The 19,645-nt window shown below is 59.9% G+C and carries 17 protein-coding genes; 10 read left to right on the forward strand and 7 right to left on the reverse strand.

Features of this window, described 5'->3' with window-relative positions; translation table 11 throughout:
* Positions 1-7 precede the first annotated feature (7 nt).
* The 4 genes from ACIPZE_RS10080 to ACIPZE_RS10095 all read left to right on the forward strand — a co-directional run bounded on the left by ACIPZE_RS10080 (position 8) and on the right by ACIPZE_RS10095 (position 7,709).
* A complete protein-coding gene (locus ACIPZE_RS10080) occupies positions 8-2,839 on the forward strand; it encodes an RHS repeat domain-containing protein (protein ID WP_400772681.1) in 2,832 nt (943 codons plus the stop codon).
* 78 nt (positions 2,840-2,917) lie between these two features.
* Positions 2,918-4,678, forward strand: coding sequence for an ATP-binding protein (locus tag ACIPZE_RS10085; protein WP_400772683.1), 1,761 nt, complete (start codon positions 2,918-2,920; stop codon positions 4,676-4,678).
* Positions 4,678-6,006, forward strand: coding sequence for a sigma-54-dependent transcriptional regulator (locus tag ACIPZE_RS10090; protein WP_400772685.1), 1,329 nt, complete (start codon positions 4,678-4,680; stop codon positions 6,004-6,006). Before ACIPZE_RS10085 ends, ACIPZE_RS10090 begins: the two co-directional genes overlap by 1 nt.
* 383 nt (positions 6,007-6,389) lie before the next feature.
* Positions 6,390-7,709 carry an MFS transporter gene (locus tag ACIPZE_RS10095; RefSeq protein ID WP_129395273.1) on the forward strand — a complete coding sequence of 440 codons (1,320 nt, stop codon included), beginning with the start codon at positions 6,390-6,392 and terminating at the stop codon, positions 7,707-7,709.
* Positions 7,710-7,858: 149 nt separating this feature from the next.
* On the opposite strand, the gene ACIPZE_RS10100 is transcribed toward ACIPZE_RS10095, so the two are convergent.
* The gene (locus ACIPZE_RS10100; RefSeq protein WP_129395274.1) at positions 7,859-8,614 is read right to left on the reverse strand and encodes a hypothetical protein; all 756 of its coding nucleotides are present in this window, start codon (positions 8,612-8,614) and stop codon (positions 7,859-7,861) included.
* Between the two features lie 352 nt (positions 8,615-8,966).
* Here ACIPZE_RS10100 and ACIPZE_RS10105 point away from each other — a divergent pair, with 352 nt between their 5' ends.
* Both ACIPZE_RS10105 and ACIPZE_RS10110 read left to right on the forward strand, forming a co-directional pair.
* The gene (locus tag ACIPZE_RS10105; RefSeq protein ID WP_400772687.1) at positions 8,967-9,200 is read left to right on the forward strand and encodes a hypothetical protein; all 234 of its coding nucleotides are present in this window, start codon (positions 8,967-8,969) and stop codon (positions 9,198-9,200) included.
* A gap of 180 nt (positions 9,201-9,380) precedes the next feature.
* A complete protein-coding gene (locus ACIPZE_RS10110; protein ID WP_129395276.1) occupies positions 9,381-10,010 on the forward strand; it encodes a flavin reductase family protein in 630 nt (209 codons plus the stop codon).
* A gap of 4 nt (positions 10,011-10,014) precedes the next feature.
* Here ACIPZE_RS10110 and ACIPZE_RS10115 read toward each other — a convergent pair whose 3' ends face one another.
* Together ACIPZE_RS10115 and ACIPZE_RS10120 are read right to left on the reverse strand one after the other, a co-directional pair.
* A complete protein-coding gene (locus ACIPZE_RS10115; protein ID WP_129395277.1) occupies positions 10,015-10,257 on the reverse strand; it encodes a hypothetical protein in 243 nt (80 codons plus the stop codon).
* Between the two features lie 44 nt (positions 10,258-10,301).
* Positions 10,302-10,655, reverse strand: coding sequence for an antibiotic biosynthesis monooxygenase family protein (locus tag ACIPZE_RS10120; RefSeq protein ID WP_129395278.1), 354 nt, complete (start codon positions 10,653-10,655; stop codon positions 10,302-10,304).
* 370 nt (positions 10,656-11,025) lie between these two features.
* Between ACIPZE_RS10120 and ACIPZE_RS10125 the strand changes: the two genes are divergently transcribed.
* Positions 11,026-11,955, forward strand: coding sequence for an AraC family transcriptional regulator (locus ACIPZE_RS10125; protein WP_129395279.1), 930 nt, complete (start codon positions 11,026-11,028; stop codon positions 11,953-11,955).
* Between the two features lie 194 nt (positions 11,956-12,149).
* Here ACIPZE_RS10125 and ACIPZE_RS10130 read toward each other — a convergent pair whose 3' ends face one another.
* Together ACIPZE_RS10130 and ACIPZE_RS10135 are read right to left on the reverse strand one after the other, a co-directional pair.
* Entirely contained in the window at positions 12,150-13,601 is a 1,452-nt protein-coding gene (locus ACIPZE_RS10130; RefSeq protein ID WP_400772691.1) for an aldehyde dehydrogenase family protein, read from the reverse strand.
* Positions 13,598-15,235 carry a 5-guanidino-2-oxopentanoate decarboxylase gene (locus ACIPZE_RS10135; RefSeq protein WP_400772693.1) on the reverse strand — a complete coding sequence of 546 codons (1,638 nt, stop codon included), beginning with the start codon at positions 15,233-15,235 and terminating at the stop codon, positions 13,598-13,600. The genes ACIPZE_RS10130 and ACIPZE_RS10135 overlap by 4 nt, the downstream gene beginning before the upstream one ends.
* Positions 15,236-15,464: 229 nt before the next feature.
* Between ACIPZE_RS10135 and ACIPZE_RS10140 the strand changes: the two genes are divergently transcribed.
* Positions 15,465-16,346 carry a LysR substrate-binding domain-containing protein gene (locus ACIPZE_RS10140; RefSeq protein ID WP_283439286.1) on the forward strand — a complete coding sequence of 294 codons (882 nt, stop codon included), beginning with the start codon at positions 15,465-15,467 and terminating at the stop codon, positions 16,344-16,346.
* A 113-nt stretch (positions 16,347-16,459) separates the two neighbouring features.
* On the opposite strand, the gene ACIPZE_RS10145 is transcribed toward ACIPZE_RS10140, so the two are convergent.
* Both ACIPZE_RS10145 and ACIPZE_RS10150 read right to left on the reverse strand, forming a co-directional pair.
* Entirely contained in the window at positions 16,460-17,074 is a 615-nt protein-coding gene (locus ACIPZE_RS10145; RefSeq protein WP_283439287.1) for an NAD(P)-dependent oxidoreductase, read from the reverse strand.
* A 262-nt stretch (positions 17,075-17,336) separates the two neighbouring features.
* A complete protein-coding gene (locus ACIPZE_RS10150) occupies positions 17,337-18,215 on the reverse strand; it encodes an MBL fold metallo-hydrolase (protein ID WP_400772695.1) in 879 nt (292 codons plus the stop codon).
* A 114-nt stretch (positions 18,216-18,329) separates the two neighbouring features.
* Here ACIPZE_RS10150 and ACIPZE_RS10155 point away from each other — a divergent pair, with 114 nt between their 5' ends.
* Both ACIPZE_RS10155 and ACIPZE_RS10160 read left to right on the forward strand, forming a co-directional pair.
* Positions 18,330-19,235 (forward strand): LysR family transcriptional regulator, encoded by a 906-nt coding sequence (locus ACIPZE_RS10155; protein WP_283439289.1) that lies wholly within the window; start codon positions 18,330-18,332, stop codon positions 19,233-19,235.
* Positions 19,236-19,341: 106 nt separating this feature from the next.
* Positions 19,342-19,518, forward strand: coding sequence for a hypothetical protein (locus ACIPZE_RS10160; RefSeq protein WP_164979450.1), 177 nt, complete (start codon positions 19,342-19,344; stop codon positions 19,516-19,518).
* Positions 19,519-19,645 lie beyond the last annotated feature (127 nt).

Consider the following 19,645-nt stretch of genomic DNA (forward strand, 5'->3'; position numbering starts at 1 on the left):
GTCGGAGATGAGCGCCAACCTCCACTTTCGAACGCCTCGGTTGCAGGTAATCGATAACCGCGGATTGCCCGTGCGTGTCGTCGACTACTTGCGCACTGCGGCGGGTCAAACCAGTGAATCGCTCATCACTCGCCAAGTGTACGACTTCAACGCACGGTTAACGGCACAATGGGATCCGCGTCTGTTCGGCGCATCGCCGAAAGCCAACCTCAACACCGTTCACGGTTTGGCCGGCAGCCCGCTGAAAATCGACAGCGTCGATGCTGGCTGGCGCGTGACCCTGCCTGGGCTGGCAGATGAAGTGCTGCAACGCTGGGACCAGCGCGGCAACCACTGGCGCTATCACTACGACGCGCTGTTGCGGCCGATTGAAATTGTCGAGAATGAACAAACCCGGCACGAACAATTCACCTATGGCGATAACGACGCCAACGCCGGAGACAATCTGCGTGGGCAGTTGCTGACGTTGCAGGACTCTTCCGGTATTTCCAACTGGCCGAACTTCAGCCTGCTCGGCCAACCACTGGTTCAGATACGGGTCTTCGACGATGGCATCAGTCATCGGAGCGCACAAACCTACAGCCCGCTTAACCAGACATTGACGCAAACCGATGCCGGTGGTCATCGACAAAACCTGCACTTTGACCTCGCCGGGCAACTCAGGCAGGTGACACTTATGTGCCACGGTGCCAGCCAGTTGCAACCTGTCTGGCTGGATATGCAGTACAACGCCGCCGGACAACTTATCGAGCAGCATGCCGCCAATGACATGCGCAGCCGCTGGCATTACGACCCGCGCGATGGTCGGCTGAACCGATCACAAGCGTCGATTCCCGGACAGGCTGCGCAGCAGCATCTGGTGTATGGCTATGACCGTATCGGCAACGTATTGCATATCCAGGACCTGACCTTTCAGCCCGTGTACTTCGCCAACCAGCTGATCGATGGCGAGCGGCATTTCGAATATGACTCACTCTACCGGCTGACCCGCGCCAGCGGCCATGACGCCTCCCCGACCAGTGACCTGCCCGGTCGTCCGCTGCCCAGTGACCCGCAAAACCTGCGCAATTACACCCAGCACTTTGTTTACGATCAGGGCAATAACCTGACTCGACTGGTGCACGCGCGCGAAGTCGGCGGCTACACGCGGCAGATGCTCGTCGACCCTGCGAGCAACCGTGCGCTGCACTGGAAAGAGGCAGATCCGCTACCCGATTTCGCGGCATTTTTTGACGCCAACGGCAATCAGCGCAAACTCCAGCACGGTGCTGCTCTGTTCTGGAACGCGCACGACCAGTTGCGTCAGGTGACATTGCTCGAACATGACAACGGCCTGGCGGATGACTGCGAAGTCTACGTCTACAGTCAGGGCGAACGCGTCGGCAAACGCCACCAAACCCATACCGCAAGTGCAACGCATTATCTTCAGGTGCGTTATTTGCCAGGTCTGGAAATTCGCACCCGCGACAACGGCGAAGAACTGCATGTCATCACCCTGCCCGGCAGCGTGCGTTGTCTGCACTGGCGGGAAAAACCTCCCGCGCATGTCGAAAACAATCAGCTGCGTTACAGCCTCGATGATCATCTCGGCTCAAGCCTGATCGAGGTCGATCAACTCGGCCGGCTCATCAGCCGCGAAACCTACTATCCGTTCGGCGGCACGGCGCTGTGGCTCCCCAGCTCAAGCACGGCGGTGGACTACAAGACTCTGCGCTACAGCGGCAAGGAAATGGACGTCAGCGGTTTGTACTACTACGGCATGCGCTATTACGCGCCCTGGCTGCAGCGCTGGATCAGTGCCGACCCGGCGGGGGATGTCGACGGACTTAATTTTTATGCATTCGTGGGCAACGATCCGCTCGGCAATATTGACCTTGGGGGCACTGAAACCCTAAGGCTCAAAGGCTTGGATGCGATCATCGCCAGTAGCCTCAGGGGCGACGAACGCCGGCGCCAACGCAACGCTCCCGGCCTGGCCAGGCAATCACTTTCAAAAGCGATTGATCGGCACCTGAATATCCTCGCCATCTCGCTGCGTCGTGGCATCGATGCGCAACAGCAGATTCTCAATCACCGTTCGAGCACCGACTTCGCGGTGTCTTCCTTGCGCCGAGGCGGTGTCCACCTTACCGGGCAAATCGTTTCCTACGGTGCCGGAATAGCCGTCGGTATCGGCGCCCAGGCCTTGGGGGCCGTCGCTCCGGGGGCGGGCAACGTGGTGGGGGTTGCCATGGGATTCGCCGCGAAAAAAACCGTCAGTGCCTTATGGGATTATGCAGCAGAGCGCACCGGAGCCAGTGCTTCGATCAAGTTCAAGGCCAGCCGGGTATCGATGGAAAAAATCATCCTGAAAGCCGAGTACAAAACCATGTCGCCCATCAACTACATCCAGCAGAAATATTCAAAAATGCTTCCCGACACGCAAAAGGGTGCATTGAAGGGCATCAAGGAAGGAGCCAGCACGGCCGTCGGACTGGCAGCCAAATCATTTGCTCCCGACGTGGCGAGTGAAGTCAGTGCTACAGCCAGTGGCTTGCTCGGCGCGGTGGAAATAGTTCATGAAATGGTGGGTGGGAGCGGTGAACTTTCGGCAGAGAAAATCGCCAAGGGCGATCGCAACCTGACAAACCTGATCGGCGCATTGAACAGCAATCTGGCCGCGATCACCGCGCAGTTTGAGATGACTGGCGTCAGCGCCATGAACACCTTCAGTTTCTTTGGCGAGAACGCTGGCGACTCGGTCGAAAGCCTGACCCAGGCCACTCGCTCAGTGATCGGCGAACTGACCTACGCGCGCACCATGCTGCGCTCCCACTCGCGCAAATTCACTCAGGTCTGATCGGGTAACGAGTCATTCGAGAAGGATCGCCGGACCCATGCTATCGTGCCGGCCCGTCCCTTTATCCATTAGCCCAGCATGCTGCCGACTTCCCGTACCTTGCGTCTGTCGTTGTATACCCTGCTGATTGTCGCCGGTGCGGCGCTTGCCGCGACGCTTGCCATTCGCCACGCCGAACGTCAGGCGCTGGAGGAGGACGCGGCCCGCGCCAATCAGCAACTGGCGTTGTATGCCAATTCCCTGCACACCCTGATTGATCGCTATCGCGCGCTCCCCGCCGTGCTGGCGCTGGATCCGCAATTGCGCTCGGCACTGGCAGGTCCGGTCGATGCTGACGAGCAGGCGGGGCTAAATCTCAAGCTGGAAAAGATCAACGGTGCGGCGCAGTCATCGACCCTTGAGCTGCTCGATCACACTGGCCTCGCGGTTGCGGCCAGCAACTGGCGCTTGCCCAGCAGCTACGTCGGCCACAACTACGGTTTCCGCCCCTACTTCAGTCAGACCCGCACCCAAGGCACTGGACGTTTTTATGCGGTGGGCGTGACCAGTGGCATCCCCGGTTATTTCCTTTCCAGCGCGGTGCTCGGCGACCACGACGAGTTCCTCGGGGCGATGGTGGTCAAGCTGGAATTTCCGGAACTGGAACGCGAATGGGGCCAGGGCAACGACACACTGCTGGTCAGCGATGCACGCGGAATCATCTTCATCGCCAATCAACCGGGCTGGCGCTACCGCGCCTTGCGTCCGCTGAGCGCCAGCGACATGGCCGAGATCCACAGCACGCGTCAGTACGACAAACAGGCACTGCTGCCGCTGACCTACCTGTCGCTGCGCAGCTTCGATGAAAACAGCGATCTGACTCGCGTCGAAGGCCCCCAAGGCACGGCGGATTACCTGTGGGAATCGCTGCCGCTGACCACCGAGGGCTGGACCCTGCATTTGCTCCGCCATCCACAGGTCGCCTTCGAAGATTTGCGCAACGCCGGACTCGCTGCCGCCGGCGTATGGCTGGCGTTGGTGTTTCTGTTGCTGTTCCTCAATCAGCGCTGGCGCCTGGCGAAAATGCGCCAGCGCAGCCGCGCAGAACTCGAGCAACTGGTCGAGGAACGCACCCGCGATTTGCGCACGGCGCAGGACGGTCTGGTGCAGTCGGCCAAACTCGCCGCTCTGGGGCAGATGTCTGCGGCGCTGGCCCACGAAATCAATCAACCGCTGACCGCTCAGCGCATGCAGCTGGCGACACTGCGCCTGCTGCTCGACCATGGCCGCGTCGACGACGCCTATAAAGCCCTGAAACCGGTCGACGAAATGCTCACGCGCATGGCCTCCCTCACCGGTCACTTGAAAACCTTTGCGCGCAAAAGCCCCAGCGGCCTGCGCGAGCGTCTGGACCTGGCGACGGTGGTCGATCAATCCCTGCAACTGCTCGATGCCCGGCTGCGCGATGAACAGATCAGTCTGGTGCTGCACCTGGCGCGTCCGGCCTGGGTGCGCGGCGATGCGATTCGTCTCGAACAGGTGCTGATCAATCTGCTGCGCAACGCCCTCGATGCCATGCACGGCAAACCGTGCAAACGCCTGGAAATTCGCCTGGAAGCCGACGAACAACTGTGGTGCCTGAGCGTCAGCGACAATGGCGGCGGGATCGCCGAAGAGCACCTGAGCCAGGTGTTCGACCCGTTCTTCACCACTAAACCGGTGGGCGACGGACTGGGGCTCGGGCTGGCGGTATCCTTTGCCATCGTGCATGAATCCGGCGGTCGCCTGAGCGCCGAGAATGGCGACAGCGGCGCAGTGTTCAGCCTGACTCTGCCGATCGATCTGGAGGCGCATATCTGATGCTCAATTCGGTAATGGTGGTCGATGACGAAAGCAGCATTCGCAGCGCCGTCGAACAGTGGTTGAGCCTGTCGGGATTCGCGGTGCAATTGTTCAGTCGCGCCGAAGAATGCCTCGCCGCCCTGCCCGCGCATTTCCCCGGGGTGATTCTCAGCGACGTGCGCATGCCCGGCATGGGCGGGCTGCAACTGCTCGCCGAAGTGCAGCGCCGCGACGCCGATCTGCCGGTGATTCTGCTCACCGGGCATGGCGATGTCCCCATGGCGGTCGAAGCGATGCGCGACGGCGCCTACGATTTCCTCGAAAAACCGTTCAGCCCGGAAAGCCTGCTCGACAGTTTGCGCCGCGCCCTGGATAAACGACGCCTGGTCCTCGAAAACCGTGCGCTGCACGAACAGGCCGATCACCGCGCGAAACTCGATGCGACGTTGCTCGGCGTGTCGAAAGGCTTGCAGACTTTGCGCCGGCAGGTGCTGGATCTGGCGGCGCTGCCGGTCAACGTATTGATCCGTGGCGAAACCGGCAGCGGTAAAGAACTGGTTGCGCGTTGCCTGCACGATTTCGGCCCGCGTGCCGACAAGCCCTTCGTGGCGCTGAACTGCGCAGCGATCCCCGAGCAGTTGTTTGAGGCCGAGCTGTTCGGGCATGAGAGCGGCGCCTTCACCGGCGCCTCCGGCAAGCGCATCGGCAAACTGGAATATGCATCGGGCGGCACGCTGTTTCTCGATGAAATCGAAAGCATGCCGCTCGCCCAGCAGGTGAAATTGCTGCGGGTGTTGCAGGAGCAGAAACTGGAACGCCTGGGTTCGAACCAGAGCATTCGCGTCGACTTGCGCATTGTTGCGGCAACCAAACCCGACTTGCTCGACGAAGCCCGGGCCGGGCGCTTTCGGGAAGACCTGGCGTATCGCCTGAATGTCGCCGAACTGCGTTTACCGCCGCTGCGTGAGCGCCGCGAGGACATTCCGTTGTTGTTCGAAACCTTCGCCCAGAGTGCGGCGCAGCGCCTGGGCCGAACCTTCCCGCCGCTGAGCGGTGCACAGTTGAGTCATCTGCTCAGCCATGACTGGCCGGGCAATGTCCGCGAGCTGGCGAACGTTGCCGAACGGCAGGTGCTGGGGCTGGACGAGCCGGCACCGGGGATCGATCCGGGGCAATCGCTGGCGGCGCAGCAGGAAGCGTTCGAGGCGCAGTGTTTGCGTGCAGCGCTGACCCGGCACAAGGGCGACGTCAAAGCGGTGCTTGAAGAACTGCAACTGCCACGCCGCACGTTCAATGAAAAGCTGCAGCGGCATGGGTTGAGTCGGGAGATGTTTCTGAGCGAGTGAGGCGAGCTTGGGATTTTCGGTGTGGCTGGACAGCCCTCTCCCCCAAGGGGGAGAGGGGGAAAGGGAGCCGATCTTCGTGCCATTCAAAACCTGAGTTCGACTCAATGTCTCAGGTCGGTGCACCTCGGATAATCCACTCGGTCGGTCACCTCTCCCTCTGGCCGGTCCGACGTTTCGGGAGGGCTAGGGTGAGGGGCTTTTGATCTTCACGCCAATAAGCGGAAATCCGCTCACAAGATCAATTCAATAGGCACAAAACCGCTCACCCAATCCTGTTACCCCCTCTAAACCGGCCCTCTCGCCGTTGGCATAGCTCCTGCTATAGCCCACGCAGGCTGCGTTTTAACGCGCTCCACAAAAACAATTAAACGAAGGATCCTTCAATGGATAACTCCAATGCCCTGCCCCTTGGGTCGGCTGCCGCGCCCGCCAAAGAAAGAACCACCGCCAGCCGGATCAAATCGATCTTCAGCGGTTCCGTCGGTAACATGGTCGAGTGGTACGACTGGTACGTGTATGCCGCCTTCTCGCTGTACTTCGCTAAATCATTTTTCCCTGCCGGCTCTTCCACCGCACAACTGATGAACACCGCAGCGATCTTCGCCGTCGGCTTTCTGATGCGTCCGATCGGTGGGTGGTTGATGGGCCTCTACGCTGACAAGGTCGGACGCAAGAAAGCCCTGATGGCCTCGGTCTACCTGATGTGCTTCGGCTCCCTGCTGATCGCCCTCAGCCCGAACTATGAAACCATCGGCATCGGCGCGCCGATCCTGCTGATCTTCGCCCGTCTGCTGCAAGGCCTGTCGGTCGGTGGCGAATACGGCACCTCGGCGACCTACCTGTCGGAAATGGCGACCAAGCAACGTCGCGGCTTCTTCTCCAGCTTCCAGTACGTGACCCTGATTTCGGGCCAGCTCATCGCGCTGGGGGTATTGATCGTTCTGCAAAACGTGCTGACCACTGAACAGCTGTACGCGTGGGGCTGGCGTATTCCGTTTGCCATCGGCGCACTGTGCGCAGTCGTTGCGCTGTACCTGCGTCGCGGCATGGAAGAAACCGAGTCGTTTACCAAGAAAGAAAAGTCCAAGGAAAGCGCCATGCGCACCTTGATGCGTCATCCAAAGGAATTGATGACCGTGGTCGGCCTGACCATGGGCGGTACGCTGGCGTTCTATACCTACACCACCTACATGCAGAAGTACCTGGTGAACACCGTCGGCATGAGCATCTCCGACTCGACCACCATTTCGGCGGCCACGCTGTTTCTGTTCATGTGCCTGCAACCGATCATCGGCGGCCTCTCGGACAAGATCGGTCGTCGTCCGATCCTGATCGCCTTCGGCGTGCTGGGGACGATTTTCACCGTACCGATCCTGATGACCCTGCACACCATCCAGACCTGGTGGGGCGCGTTCTTCCTGATCATGGCAGCGCTGATCATCGTCAGCGGCTACACCTCGATCAACGCAGTGGTGAAGGCCGAACTGTTCCCGACTGAAATCCGCGCCCTCGGCGTCGGCCTGCCGTATGCACTGACCGTGTCGATCTTCGGCGGTACCGCTGAATACATCGCACTGTGGTTCAAGAGCATCGGCATGGAAACCGGTTACTACTGGTATGTGACGGCGTGCATTGCGGTGTCGTTGCTGGTCTACGTGACCATGAAAGACACCCAGAAACATTCGCGCATCGTCACTGACTGATCGGGTTTTCACAGCCACCGCAATGGTGGCTGTGAGGGCCCCTTCGCGAGCAAGCTCGCTCCCACAGTGGTCGGTGGCGTTCACAAATCCTGTGTTCACCACACTCCCCCTGTGGGAGCGGGCTTGCTCGCGAATGCCGCGACTCGGTATCAAGTCAACTCGCCAACATGCGGCCTGCCATAGCGCTTCTGCGCATACGAAGCGCCGACAATCATCACCAGCAGAATCCCCGCCAATACCGCCGACGAACCGATGGTGCCGAAATCCAGCCCGCCCTTCTCATGGGGTTTGGTCATCAAGTCACCCAAGGTCGCACCGAACGGCCTGGTCAACACGAACGCCACCCAGAACAACACCACCGTCGAAATCTTCGTGAAATATTTCAGCAGCACGACCACCGCGATGGTCGAGCCGATCAGCAGCGCGCCACCGGCAAAACCCAACCCTGAATCGTCAGCAAGGTAATCGCCCAGTGCCGTGCCGAGGGTGTTGGAAAACAGAATCGCCATCCAGTAGAACATCTCGCCACGGAAGGTCTGCACCTTGCTGACGTTAAGCGAATCACCGCTCAGACGCCACGCGGCAAAGATCGCCAGCAGAATCGCGATGAGGATCATCGAGCCAGTGGCATAACCGAGCCCGAGGGTGCGATCCATGAAGTCCGACATGGTCGTGCCGGCGGTGCTGGTCGACAGGATCACCAGCCAGTACAGCAGAGGCTTGTAAGTCTTGGCCATCAACTGCGTGATCAGCGTCAGCACAAAGACGCTAATCAAAATCAGCGAGCTCAGCGCATAACCGACGTTGAGCGTCATCGACAGCAAATCCCCCGCGGTTTCCCCCAGGGTCGTCGCGCAGATTTTCATGACCCAGAAAGCCAGGGTGATTTGAGGAAGTTTGTTCATTGCAAGGAAAGCTCCAGTGTGTGACGGCCGGTTCTTGGTTTTCTGGCCTCAGGCAGACTGGCGTTGCGGCGGTGAAAAAGCGGTCGGCAAAGTATGAAAAATCTGTCACACACGGCAAAACAGCGATTAATCGCTGATTAATCGCTGATTAATGCTGCCCCCTCATTCTGCAATCACCTGATCGATGACCTGCGCGACGCTCGCTCCGACGACGAAAGCGAATTCAACGCGCCGCCCTTAACATCAAGTTAATCGATTGTTTTTAGCATTAATTTGCGCTTTTTAATCAATTTAGTTGGCGTAGGATTACACCCATGCAAGGCACACCGCCAACGAATCTGGAGTAACAATCATGAAAACCCGACTGATCCTCGCCCTGACCCTGTCCGTACTGGCCGCCAACACTTTCGCCGCCGACGGCTCGGATAAAACCAAATCCGCTGACTTCATTAACGGCGCCAGCGCTGCCGTCGAAACCAGCCACACCGGCACCTATGCCGCTGACGGTTTTGATAAAACCAATATTGGCAAAGCCGTGGCTGCCGATGGCTTCGACAAGACTGGCACTGCCGCAGCCATCAGCTGATCTACACGCTCCCCCTGTAGGAGCTGCCGAAGGCTGCGATCTGTTGATCTTGCTTTTTAAGGACAGGATCAACAGATCGCAGCCTTCGGCAGCTCCTACAGGGGATTTGTATGGGTGGAAATATACGGGGCGTCCTTGCACTATGGCTGCATTCGAAATGCAGCCTCAGGATCTTGCGCCATGCCCGATGACATCCACTTCTACGAACCCGCCAATGGCCACGGCCTGCCCCACGATCCGTTCAACGCCATCGTCGGCCCGCGCCCCATCGGCTGGATTTCCTCGCAGGATGCCCAAGGTCAGTTGAACCTCGCGCCGTACAGCTTCTTCAACGCCTTCAACTACATTCCGCCGATCATTGGCTTTTCCAGTGTCGGGCGCAAAGACAGCCTGAACAACATCGAGCAGACCGGCGAATTTGCCTGGAACCTCGCCACCCGTCCGCTGGCTGAGCAGATGAACCAGAGCTGCGCGATGGTTGCGCCGCAGGTCAACGAATTTGATTTGGCGGGATTGACGACCGTGGCGTCGAAGGTGATTTCGGTGCCGCGCGTGGCCGAAAGCCCGGTGTCCTTCGAGTGCAAGGTCACGCAGATCATTCAGTTGCAGCGCGCCGATGGCGAAACCGTGCCGAGCTGGCTGATCCTCGGCGAAGTGGTCGCCGTACACATCGCCAAGTGGCTGTTGAAGGATGGCATCTACGACACCGCCGCGGCAGAACCGATTCTGCGCGGCGGCGGGCCGGCGGATTATTTCCAGCTGGGGCCTGAAGCCCTGTTCAAGATGTGGCGTCCGGGCGCAAACAAATAACGCGTTACCAGATCAACTCGGCGTCGTCAGTGACGCCTTTGAGTTTATCCAGCTCATTGATGGCCGCGTCATCAGCAGCAATGGCGCCGGGAAAAACCTGATCATTCAGCAGTTTGTGAAAGCGTGGTGCACCGCCATCGACCAGGGCCTTGACCGCGATTGCCGCGTGGTAACCCTTGTTGCCGCCCAACTCGACGGGAACGACTGCGGAGACTGCTTCGAAGTGTTCGAACTCTTTACGTGCCATGTCACACATCCCGGCTCAGACAAATTAAGCCGGACATTAAACCCTCAACCGGCGAGTTTGTGTACCGGCGCCGGGCATTGACCGAGGGCTTGCGCGACCGACACGTCTTTGAAGGTGTGAAAGTCGAGGCTGTTGACCACCAGTTCCTGCACCAGCTCGGCGAAAATTTCCATCGACGGACTGTTGAAGTAGTTGGTCATCATTTGCTGGCTGCTCCAGAACCCGCAGACCAGCCACAACTCGGGATCACACTGTGAATGCTGCAAGGCAAAACTCAGGCAACCGGGGGCAGCGCGGGACGGATCGATCAACGCGCTCAGGCGCACACCGAGTTCCGCCGAACGCCCGGCGCGCGCTCGAACGAAGGCCATATGACTGACGGGAATCTGCTTGGACATGTTCAACCCTCCCAGGGAGTCGCGTGGCAGCCGGGGGACGGGCTGCGACAGGATCCAAGGTTAAGGGCCATGCGCCACATGCCGTTAGTCGATTCCTGCCGCCGCGTTGCACAATCCTGCGAGACTTGCCTGAACCGTCGTTGATGCGCGCTCCCCTGTAGGAGCTGCCGCAGGCTGCGTTCTTTTGACCTTAAAGACAACAATCAAAAGATCGCAGCCTGCGGCAGCTCCTACAGGTCAGCATTCGTCCAGCGTTGATGGATAGCGCGGTGCAGAATCAGGCAAGCATTTCGCAGGATGTGTCTACCGCTCGCGCTTGCACAAACATATGCTCTGCTCCATTCCACCTCCCTTGCCGAGGATGCCGTGCATGACGTCATTCGATCGTTTCCAAGCCCAACCCACCGCTGACATGGAAAAGCAGCGCGCGGAACTGGCGGCGATCATCCGCCGCAACACCACGGACGATGGCAGCTACGCCACGGCCGTCGGTTCGTTGTTCATGTCGCGCCACACCCAATCCCACGACTTTGCCCCGGTGCTCGCGCAACCGGCGCTGTGCATCATGGCGCAGGGGCGTAAAGAGGTGCGGCTGGCCGATGAATACTTCAATTACGACCCGCTGAATTATCTGGTGGTCTCGGTTTCGATGCCGCTGAGTGGGCGTGTGGTCAACGTGTCGCCGGAGAATCCGATCCTCGCCGTGCGCCTCGATATCGATCCTGCGGAAATCACCGCGCTGATCGCCGACGCTGGCCCGATGGGTGTACCGACGCGGCCGACCGGACGCGGTTTGTATGTCGAGCAGATCGACAGTTCGATGCTCGATGCCGTGCTGCGTCTGGCGCGTCTGCTCGATGCGCCGAAAGACATCGCCATGCTCGCGCCGCTGATTCGTCGGGAGATTCTTTATCGCCTGTTGCGCAGTCCGCAGGGTCATCGTTTGTATGAGATCGCGATTGCCAACAGCCAGAGCCACCGCATCAGCCAGGCGATCAAATGGCTCAACGGCAACTTCGAGCAGCCGTTGCGCATCGATGATCTGGCCAAGGAAGTGAATCTGAGCGTGTCGACCCTGCATCACCGCTTCAAGGCGATGACGGCGATGAGTCCGCTGCAGTATCAGAAGCAACTGCGTTTGCAGGAGGCGCGGCGGTTGATGCTGGCCGAAGGGCTGGAAGCGTCGGCGGCGGGGTATCGCGTAGGGTATGAGAGCCCGTCGCAGTTCAGCCGCGAGTACAGCCGCTTGTTTGGGGCGCCGCCGTTGCGGGATTTGGCGCGGTTGCGGCTGTCGGTGTAATCGCTGGAAGCCCCTCACCCTAGCCCTCTCCCAGAGGGAGAGGGGACTGATTGGGGGATATTCAGGAAATACACCGACCTGAAAATGCTTCACCGAATCCATAATCGACTTGATTTTTCAGGTCGATGGACATCACCAGACACCTCGGTCGGCCCCCTCTCCCTCCGGGAGAGGGCTGGGGTGAGGGTAGGCTTTTAAACCGCGCGAATCACATGCTTGATCTCTTGAAACGCCGCCAATCCCCACGGCCCTAATTCTCGACCAATGCTGCTCTGCTTGTACCCGCCCCACGCCGCCTGCGGGAAAATCACCTGCGGCGCATTGATCCAGACCATCCCCGCCTGCAACGCATTGGCGACGCGATCCGCCGCAACCGCATCGCTCGTCACCACGCTTGCGACCAAGCCGAACTGCGTGTCGTTGGCCAGTGAAATTGCCTCGGCTTCACTGCTGAAGCTGCGCACGCAAACCACCGGCCCGAAAATCTCTTCACGCCACAGCGCGCTGTCCAGCGGCACGTCGGTGAACACCGTCGGCTGCAGGAAGTAGCCACGCGGCAGATCCGCCGGACGATTGCCGCCGCAGAGCAAACGCGCACCGGCACTCAGTCCACGATCGATATGGCCGAGCACTCGCTGGTACTGCGCCTGATTGACCAGCGCGCCCATTTCCACCTCAGGATCGAACGGATCCGCCACTCGAATCGCCTGCGCACGCTTGTGCAAACGACGGAGAAACTCCTCCTCCAGTTCCTCTGCGACCAGCACGCGACTGGTAGCCGAACACATCTGCCCGGCGTTGAAAAACGCACCGCCACAGGCCAGCTCGACCGCCAGATCAATGTCGGCATCCGCCAGCACCAATAGCGAGGATTTGCCACCCAGCTCCAGGCTCACACCCTTCACCGTTTCCGCCGCACGCTGCATCACCTGCACGCCCACCGCGTTGCTGCCAGTAAAGGAAATCCTGGCGATGCGCGGATCCGCCGACAACGGCGCACCGACCGCCAGACCTGTACCGCAGACCAGATTGAACACGCCGTTGGGCAAACCCGATTCAGCAATGATCGCCGCCAGTTCCAGCTCCGGCAGCGGCGTCACTTCCGAAGGCTTGAGCACCACGCAGCAACCCGCTGCCAACGCTGGCGCAAGCTTCCACGCGGTGGTGACCATGGGGAAATTCCACGGCACGATCAGTCCGACCACACCGCACGGTTCGCGGCGCAGGCGTGCGCTGAAATCATCGCTGGGCAGCGGCACGTTGCTGTCCTGTTGCGCGTCGAAGGCTTCGGCGAGTTCGGCGTAATACTCGAAGGTAGCGATCACGTCATCGACGTCGATGGCCGCTTCGAATTGCGGTTTGCCGTTGTTGCTCGACTGCAATTTCATCAAATGCTCGCGGCCACTGCGCACGCCGTTGGCGATGTTGCGCAGGATCGCCCCACGTTCGGCGCCGCTGGTTTGCGACCAGCGCTTGAACGCTTCGCTGGCAGCGGTGACGGCTTGATCGACAGCGCTTTCATCTCCGCCATTGACCGTGGTCAGCAGCGCTTCGGTGGCCGGGTTGATCACCCGCAGATGTTCACGCCCCGCCGACCATTGGCCGTTGATGTAGAGGCCGTCGAGTGTGGTTGGGAAATTGCTCATTGCGCCACCGCCTTCATCCATTGGCTCTGGTCGATTTCAATCAAGGTCGGCCCCTGACGATCGGTTGCACAACGCAGTGCGCTGCGCAGTTGTTCGATGCTGCTGATGGCTTCGGCCGCGCAACCGAGTCCCTTGGCCACGGCGACAAAGTCCGGGGTGTAGATGTCCACGCCGACCGGTTCGATGGCGCGGTTGACCATGTATTTCTTGATCTCTTCGTACCCCTGGTTATTCCACAGCAGGACGATCACCGGCACCCGCGCTTCGACGGCGCTGGCCAGTTCCGGCAGGGTGAATTGCAAGCCGCCGTCGCCGATCAGGCACACCACCGGAGGCCGCGCGCCCTGGTCGAGTTGACCACCGAGCCAGGCGCCAATCGCTGCCGGCAAGGCGTAGCCGAGGGTGCCGTAACCGGTCGAGGCATTGAACCAGCGGCGCGGGTGATCGGGGTTGAACGTGAGGTTGCCGGTGTACACCGGTTGCGTGGAATCGCCGACGAACACGGCGTTTGGCAGCTCATCGAGAACGGTGTCGAGGAAACGGGTTTGCGCCAGCGTCGGTACATCCCAGCTCGCCGCCAGTTCAGCACGCAATTTTCCGGCGCGGACCTGACCCCAATCGCTGCTGCGCTCGTCGAGTTTTTCCTGCGACAAGGCGTTAAGCAAGGCTTGCGCGGCGTTGCGCGCGTCGGCCACCAACGCCAGGTGCGGCGGGTAGTTGCGCACGGTCTGGTCAGCGTCGATATCGATGCGCAGCAGTTTGCCGGGAATCTCGAAACCGCCGGCGAAGGTGACGTCGTAATCGGTCTCGGCGAGTTCAGTGCCGATGGCCAAAACCACATCGGCATCAGCGACCAGCGCGCGGGTGGCGACCAGCGTCTGGGTCGAACCGATCAGCAGCGGATGGTTGCCCGGCAGCATGCCTTTGGCGTTGATGGTCAGCGCCACCGGAGCGTCGAGCAACTCGGCGAGTTTGGTCAGTTCCGGCGCGGCGTCGATGGCACCGCCACCGGCCAGAATCAGCGGACGTTTGGCCTCGGCGAGCCATTCGCTCATGCGTTTGACGGCAGTGGGCGCAGCCCCGGCGCGGTCGATATTGACCGGCACACTGGCGAGCAAGTCGTCGGCGTTTTCTACAAGCACGTCCAACGGAATTTCGATGTGCACCGGACGCGGACGCCCGGCCTGAAACAATGCGAATGCACGCGCCAGTACCACCGGCAATTCAGCCGCCGACATCAAGGTATGCGAGAACGCCGCAACACCTGAAACCAGTGCGCTCTGGTTCGGCAGCTCATGCAGCTTGCCGCGCCCGCCACCCAACTGACTGCGCGACTGCACGCTGGAGATCACCAGCATCGGGATCGAATCGGCATACGCCTGGCCCATGGCGGTGGTGATGTTGGTCATGCCCGGGCCGGTAATGATGAAGCACACACCCGGTTTGCCAGCGGTGCGCGCGTAGCCGTCAGCCATGAAACCGGCGCCCTGCTCATGCCGAGGGGTGACGTGACGAATGCTCGAACGCGCGAGCCCGCGATACAACTCCACGGTGTGCACGCCGGGAATGCCGAACACCTGCTCGACCCCGTAACCTTCGAGTAACTTGACCAGTACTTCACCACACGTCGCCATGTCGATTGCCCTTCTTGTTCGCTGAATACACAAGGCTTTTCTGTAGGAGTGAGCCTGCTCGCGATGGCGTCTTTTCATTCACCATTGCGGTGACTGATTCACCCCAATCGCGAGCAGGCTCACTCCTACATAAAAGCCCTTCATGGCTTCATTGAACGGTCGGCAGGTAGCCGCAACAATCGATTAAAAGTCATACTAGCCATGTCCTCACGTCATACCTTGGATCCCCATGAAGCGCCTGCCTCCCCTGCCCGCCCTGCACACGTTTCTGATCACCGCGCAGTGCTGCAACTTCACTCGCGCCGCCGAACAGTTGCATATCACCCAAGGCGCGGTGAGCCGGCAGATCGCCGGACTTGAAGAACATCTCGGTTATCCGCTGTTCATTCGTCTGGCTCGCGGCCTGGCGCTGACCGCTGAAGGGCGCGAGTGGCTACCGCGCGTGGAAAAAGTCTTCGGATTGATCAGCGAAGCGAGCGAACAGATCGGCCTGCAGCGTCAGACCCTGCAACTCAAGGCACCGAGCTGCGTGATGCGCTGGCTGTTGCCGCGCTTGCTCCAATGGCAGAAGGAACGCCCGGACGTGCCGGTGAAACTCACGGCGTCGCTGCAACACGGCGTGGATTTTCAGCGTGAGCAATTCGATGCAGCGGTAATTTACGGCCCGCCACCGGACAACTCGCCGGGGGCCTTGCACCTGTTCGACGAGCAACTGACGCCAGTGTGCTCGCCGCTGTTGCTCAAGGGTTCACCGGCACTGAATGCTCCGGCGGATCTGCAACAGCATCTGCTGCTGCACCCGACGCACGATATTCAGGATTGGTCGGTGTGGCTGAACGCCGCGCGGCTGCAACTGGACAACATCAGCAGCGGCCAGCATTTCGAAACGCTGGATCAGGCGATGTCGATGGCGTCGCACGGGACGGGCGTGGCGATTGGGGACTGGTCGTTGATCGGCGACGACTTGCGCGCCGGACGGCTGGTGATGCCGTTTGATTTGAAAGTGAAAACAGGATTGGCGTACTACGTGGTGTTGCCACCAGGAACCGAGCCGTCGCCACCGCTCGAAGAACTAATGATCTGGCTCACAGAACAAGCCCACACCCGCTGAACACAAATCCCCTGTAGGAGCTGCCGCAGGCTGCGATCTTTTGATCCTGGTTTTTTAAAATCAAAAACAAGATCAAAAGATCGCAGCCTGCGGCAGCTCCTACACGGGATGTATCAGTAGCCGACGGTGTAGCGTTGGCGTGAGTGTTTTGGCGTTTCCACTTCGTCGATCAGCGTGATCGCGTAGTCGGCAAAGGTGATCCAGCTACGGCCTTCGACGCTCACCAGCAAGTGCTCCTGGCCGATGCGGAATGTGCCGCTGCGCTCACCCTCAACAAACTCTGCCGATGGCGACAAAAACGTCCAGTCCAGCTCTTTCTCCTGACGCAATGCATCAAGAAACGCCGCACCGGCACTGGCCTCGGTTTTGTACTCGGCCGGGAAACCGGCGCTGTCGATCACTCGGGTGTCGTCCGGCAGCAACAACGAACCGGCACCGCCGACCACCAGCAAACGCTTGACCCCGGCCTGCTTCACCGGCCCGACAATCGCCGACGCTGGCACCGTGGTGAAATGCGCAGCGGTGATCACCACGTCGTGACCGGCCACCGCTTCCTGCAATGCCGCCGAATCGAGCACGTCGACATTCTTGCTGACTACACCGGCACGCGCGCCGATCTTCGAGGTATCGCGAGCGATGGCGGTAACGCTGTGACCGCGACGCAGGGCTTCTTCCAGCAGTTGGCTACCGGCACGGCCGGTGGCACCAATGATTGCGATCTTGCTCATGACGTTCTCCAATTGGCTTGAGTGTTTCAAATGAGGCACATATCTATTGAGTGAAGATATTCCCTGTGCTGAGGAAACTTTGTGGCGAGGGGATTTATCCCCGATGGAGTGCGAAGCGCTCCCCTGCTTTTTCCTGTGAAACCGCACTCTCAGGATTTGCGACTGCTGCGCAGCCGATCGGGGCGGTGCGACGATTCGCTAAATCCCCTCGCCACAAAGGCAATCAGCAATCCTTGAGACCTCAGTATTCAGATAGAGCGGGTTACCACTGCATCTCAGCCTTGGCGACTTTCGCGCTCAGTTCCAGCGAGCTTTCTTCACCCAGTTTCGGGTAGCGCTTTTTCATCGCGGCGATCAGGGCGGTGGAGTCTTTGGCCTTCGCGGTTTCCTCGTCGAATGCCTTAATGTAGTCGGCGGTGAATTTCACGCTGGCCAGCGAACGGCGGCTATCACCCAGATAGTGACCCGGCACCACGGTGTTCGGTTTCAGGGTTTCGATCGAGTGCAGGGTCTCCAGCCAATCAGCGTGGGATTGTGCGGTCTGGGTATCGGCCATCCACACGTGAATATTCTCGGCAACCACTACGCCGCCGACCACGGCTTTGAGCGATGGAATCCACACAAAGCTGCGATCCGGTTGTTTGCCTTCAAGACCGACCACCTGCAATTTCTGCCCTTCGAGCATCAGGCTGTCGCCCTTGAGCACACCCGGCACGATGGTTTTCGCCGGTACATCGGTGCCCATTTTCGGCCCCCAGAACGCCAGTTTGCCGGCAACGGTTTTGTTGATGTGATCGACGGTCGGCTGCGAGGCCAATACCTTGGCGTCCGGGAAAGCTTTGGTCAGGGTGTCGAGGCCGAAATAGTAATCCGGGTCACCGTGGCTGATGTAGATGGTGGTCAGGTGCTTGCCGCTGGCGCGGATCTTTTCCACGACCTGCTCAGCCTGGGACTTGCCGAATTGTGCGTCGACCAGCACCGCATCTTTTTCACCGCTGACCAGGACCGAGGTCACCGGGAAGATGGCGTTAGTGCCCGGATTGTAGACATCGAGGGTCAGATTGGCAGCGGCAGCGTGGGCTGCAAAACCCAGTGCACTGATGGCGAGCAGAATGCGTTTGAATGGGGTGACGCCGATCATGTGTTGCTCCAGTGTCCGAATGCCGTGTTTGGCGATGGGACAGAGCTTAGTTGCCTGACTCAGTACAAAAAATGCGATGCTTGGACATAGTTTGTTTCTGAAAGCGGGCAAATCATGGATCGTCTCCAAGCAATGCGGGTGTTTGTCACCGTGGTGGATCTGGGCAGTCAGTCGGCGGCCGCCGATCATCTCGACCTGTCACGGCCGGTGGTGTCGCGTTATCTGGCGGAGCTGGAAGACTGGGTCGGCGCACGGCTGATGCACCGCACCACGCGCAAGTTGAGCCTGACCGCCGCCGGCAGTGAAATTCTGCCGCGCTGTCGGCAGATGATCGAACTGTCGAGCGACATGCAGGCCGCCGTCAGCGAACCGCACGATGCGCCGCGCGGCCTGCTGCGAATCAGCGTCAGCACTTCGTTCGGCCAGGCGCAATTGGCCGACGCGATGGCCGCGTATGTAAAACGCTATCCGGGTGTGAGCATCGATCTGCAAATGCTCGATCGCACGGTGAATCTGGTCGATGAGCGCATCGATCTGGCGATTCGCACCAGCAATGATCTCGATCCAAACCTGATCGCCCGGCGCTTGACCGTGTGTCGCTCGGTGGTGTGCGCGGCCCCGGAATATATAGGCGACAACCCGCCGCCGCAGCGGGTCGAAGACCTCAGCCGGCATAACTGCCTGACCCACTCGTATTTCGGCAAGAGCCTGTGGCATTTCGAAGAGGATGGCGAACCGGTATCGGTGCCGGTGCAGGGCAATATCAGCGCCAACGAGGCCAGTACATTGTTGCGCGCAACGCTGGCCGGCGCGGGGGTGGCGATGCTGCCGACTTATCAGGCCGGGGTGCATATTCACAACGGTGAACTGATCCGACTGCTGCCTCATGCCGAGCCACGGCAAATGAACATCTACGCGGTCTACGCCTCGCGCAAGCACATGCCGGCGGCGCTGCGCAGCATGCTGGATTTTCTGGTGCAGCGGTTTCCCGAGAACCCGGTGTGGGACGTGGGATTTTAAAATCAAAAGATCGCAGCCTGTGGCAGCTCTTGCATGGCTGCGATCTTTTGATCTTGTTCTATGCTGAAAGTAATACCGCAGGGTATTTCGTTCAGAGGTGAACGCCATGAACATCAAAACAAGAAGGTACTTCGCGATTTTCATCACCTGCGCCGCCACGCTGGCGCTGTACGGCACCGCTGCCTGGCGGGTCGAGCAACTGCGCCAGCTGCCGCGTGAATACGCGAGCTGCAATTTCGAGCGCTGCATTCCGCACAATGCTTCGCTGAACGCACTGCGCTGACCTTGAGGCTGAGGCAGACACAAAATCTGTGGGAGCTGGCTTGCCAGCGATTGCGGTCTGACATTCAGCATTTAAGGTGACTGAACCACCGCTATCGCTGGCAAGCCAGCTCCCACATTTTTTGCAG

It is taken from the genome of Pseudomonas sp. NPDC089741 (assembly GCF_044748825.1).
Taxonomy (GTDB): Bacteria; Pseudomonadota; Gammaproteobacteria; order Pseudomonadales; family Pseudomonadaceae; genus Aquipseudomonas; species Aquipseudomonas helmanticensis.

Excerpts from the sequence above, each read along its gene's own strand:
- ACIPZE_RS10080 (WP_400772681.1), top strand. The coding sequence starts at position 8 with ATGAGCGCCAACCTCCACTTTCGAACGCCTCGGTTGCAGGTAATCGAT.
- ACIPZE_RS10085 (WP_400772683.1), top strand. The coding sequence starts at position 2,918 with ATGCTGCCGACTTCCCGTACCTTGCGTCTGTCGTTGTATACCCTGCTG.
- ACIPZE_RS10090 (WP_400772685.1), top strand. The coding sequence starts at position 4,678 with ATGCTCAATTCGGTAATGGTGGTCGATGACGAAAGCAGCATTCGCAGC.
- ACIPZE_RS10095 (WP_129395273.1), top strand. The coding sequence starts at position 6,390 with ATGGATAACTCCAATGCCCTGCCCCTTGGGTCGGCTGCCGCGCCCGCC.
- ACIPZE_RS10100 (WP_129395274.1), bottom strand. The coding sequence starts at position 8,614 with ATGAACAAACTTCCTCAAATCACCCTGGCTTTCTGGGTCATGAAAATC.
- ACIPZE_RS10105 (WP_400772687.1), top strand. The coding sequence starts at position 8,967 with ATGAAAACCCGACTGATCCTCGCCCTGACCCTGTCCGTACTGGCCGCC.
- ACIPZE_RS10110 (WP_129395276.1), top strand. The coding sequence starts at position 9,381 with ATGCCCGATGACATCCACTTCTACGAACCCGCCAATGGCCACGGCCTG.
- ACIPZE_RS10115 (WP_129395277.1), bottom strand. The coding sequence starts at position 10,257 with ATGGCACGTAAAGAGTTCGAACACTTCGAAGCAGTCTCCGCAGTCGTT.
- ACIPZE_RS10120 (WP_129395278.1), bottom strand. The coding sequence starts at position 10,655 with ATGTCCAAGCAGATTCCCGTCAGTCATATGGCCTTCGTTCGAGCGCGC.
- ACIPZE_RS10125 (WP_129395279.1), top strand. The coding sequence starts at position 11,026 with ATGACGTCATTCGATCGTTTCCAAGCCCAACCCACCGCTGACATGGAA.
- ACIPZE_RS10130 (WP_400772691.1), bottom strand. The coding sequence starts at position 13,601 with ATGAGCAATTTCCCAACCACACTCGACGGCCTCTACATCAACGGCCAA.
- ACIPZE_RS10135 (WP_400772693.1), bottom strand. The coding sequence starts at position 15,235 with ATGGCGACGTGTGGTGAAGTACTGGTCAAGTTACTCGAAGGTTACGGG.
- ACIPZE_RS10140 (WP_283439286.1), top strand. The coding sequence starts at position 15,465 with ATGAAGCGCCTGCCTCCCCTGCCCGCCCTGCACACGTTTCTGATCACC.
- ACIPZE_RS10145 (WP_283439287.1), bottom strand. The coding sequence starts at position 17,074 with ATGAGCAAGATCGCAATCATTGGTGCCACCGGCCGTGCCGGTAGCCAA.
- ACIPZE_RS10150 (WP_400772695.1), bottom strand. The coding sequence starts at position 18,215 with ATGATCGGCGTCACCCCATTCAAACGCATTCTGCTCGCCATCAGTGCA.
- ACIPZE_RS10155 (WP_283439289.1), top strand. The coding sequence starts at position 18,330 with ATGGATCGTCTCCAAGCAATGCGGGTGTTTGTCACCGTGGTGGATCTG.
- ACIPZE_RS10160 (WP_164979450.1), top strand. The coding sequence starts at position 19,342 with ATGAACATCAAAACAAGAAGGTACTTCGCGATTTTCATCACCTGCGCC.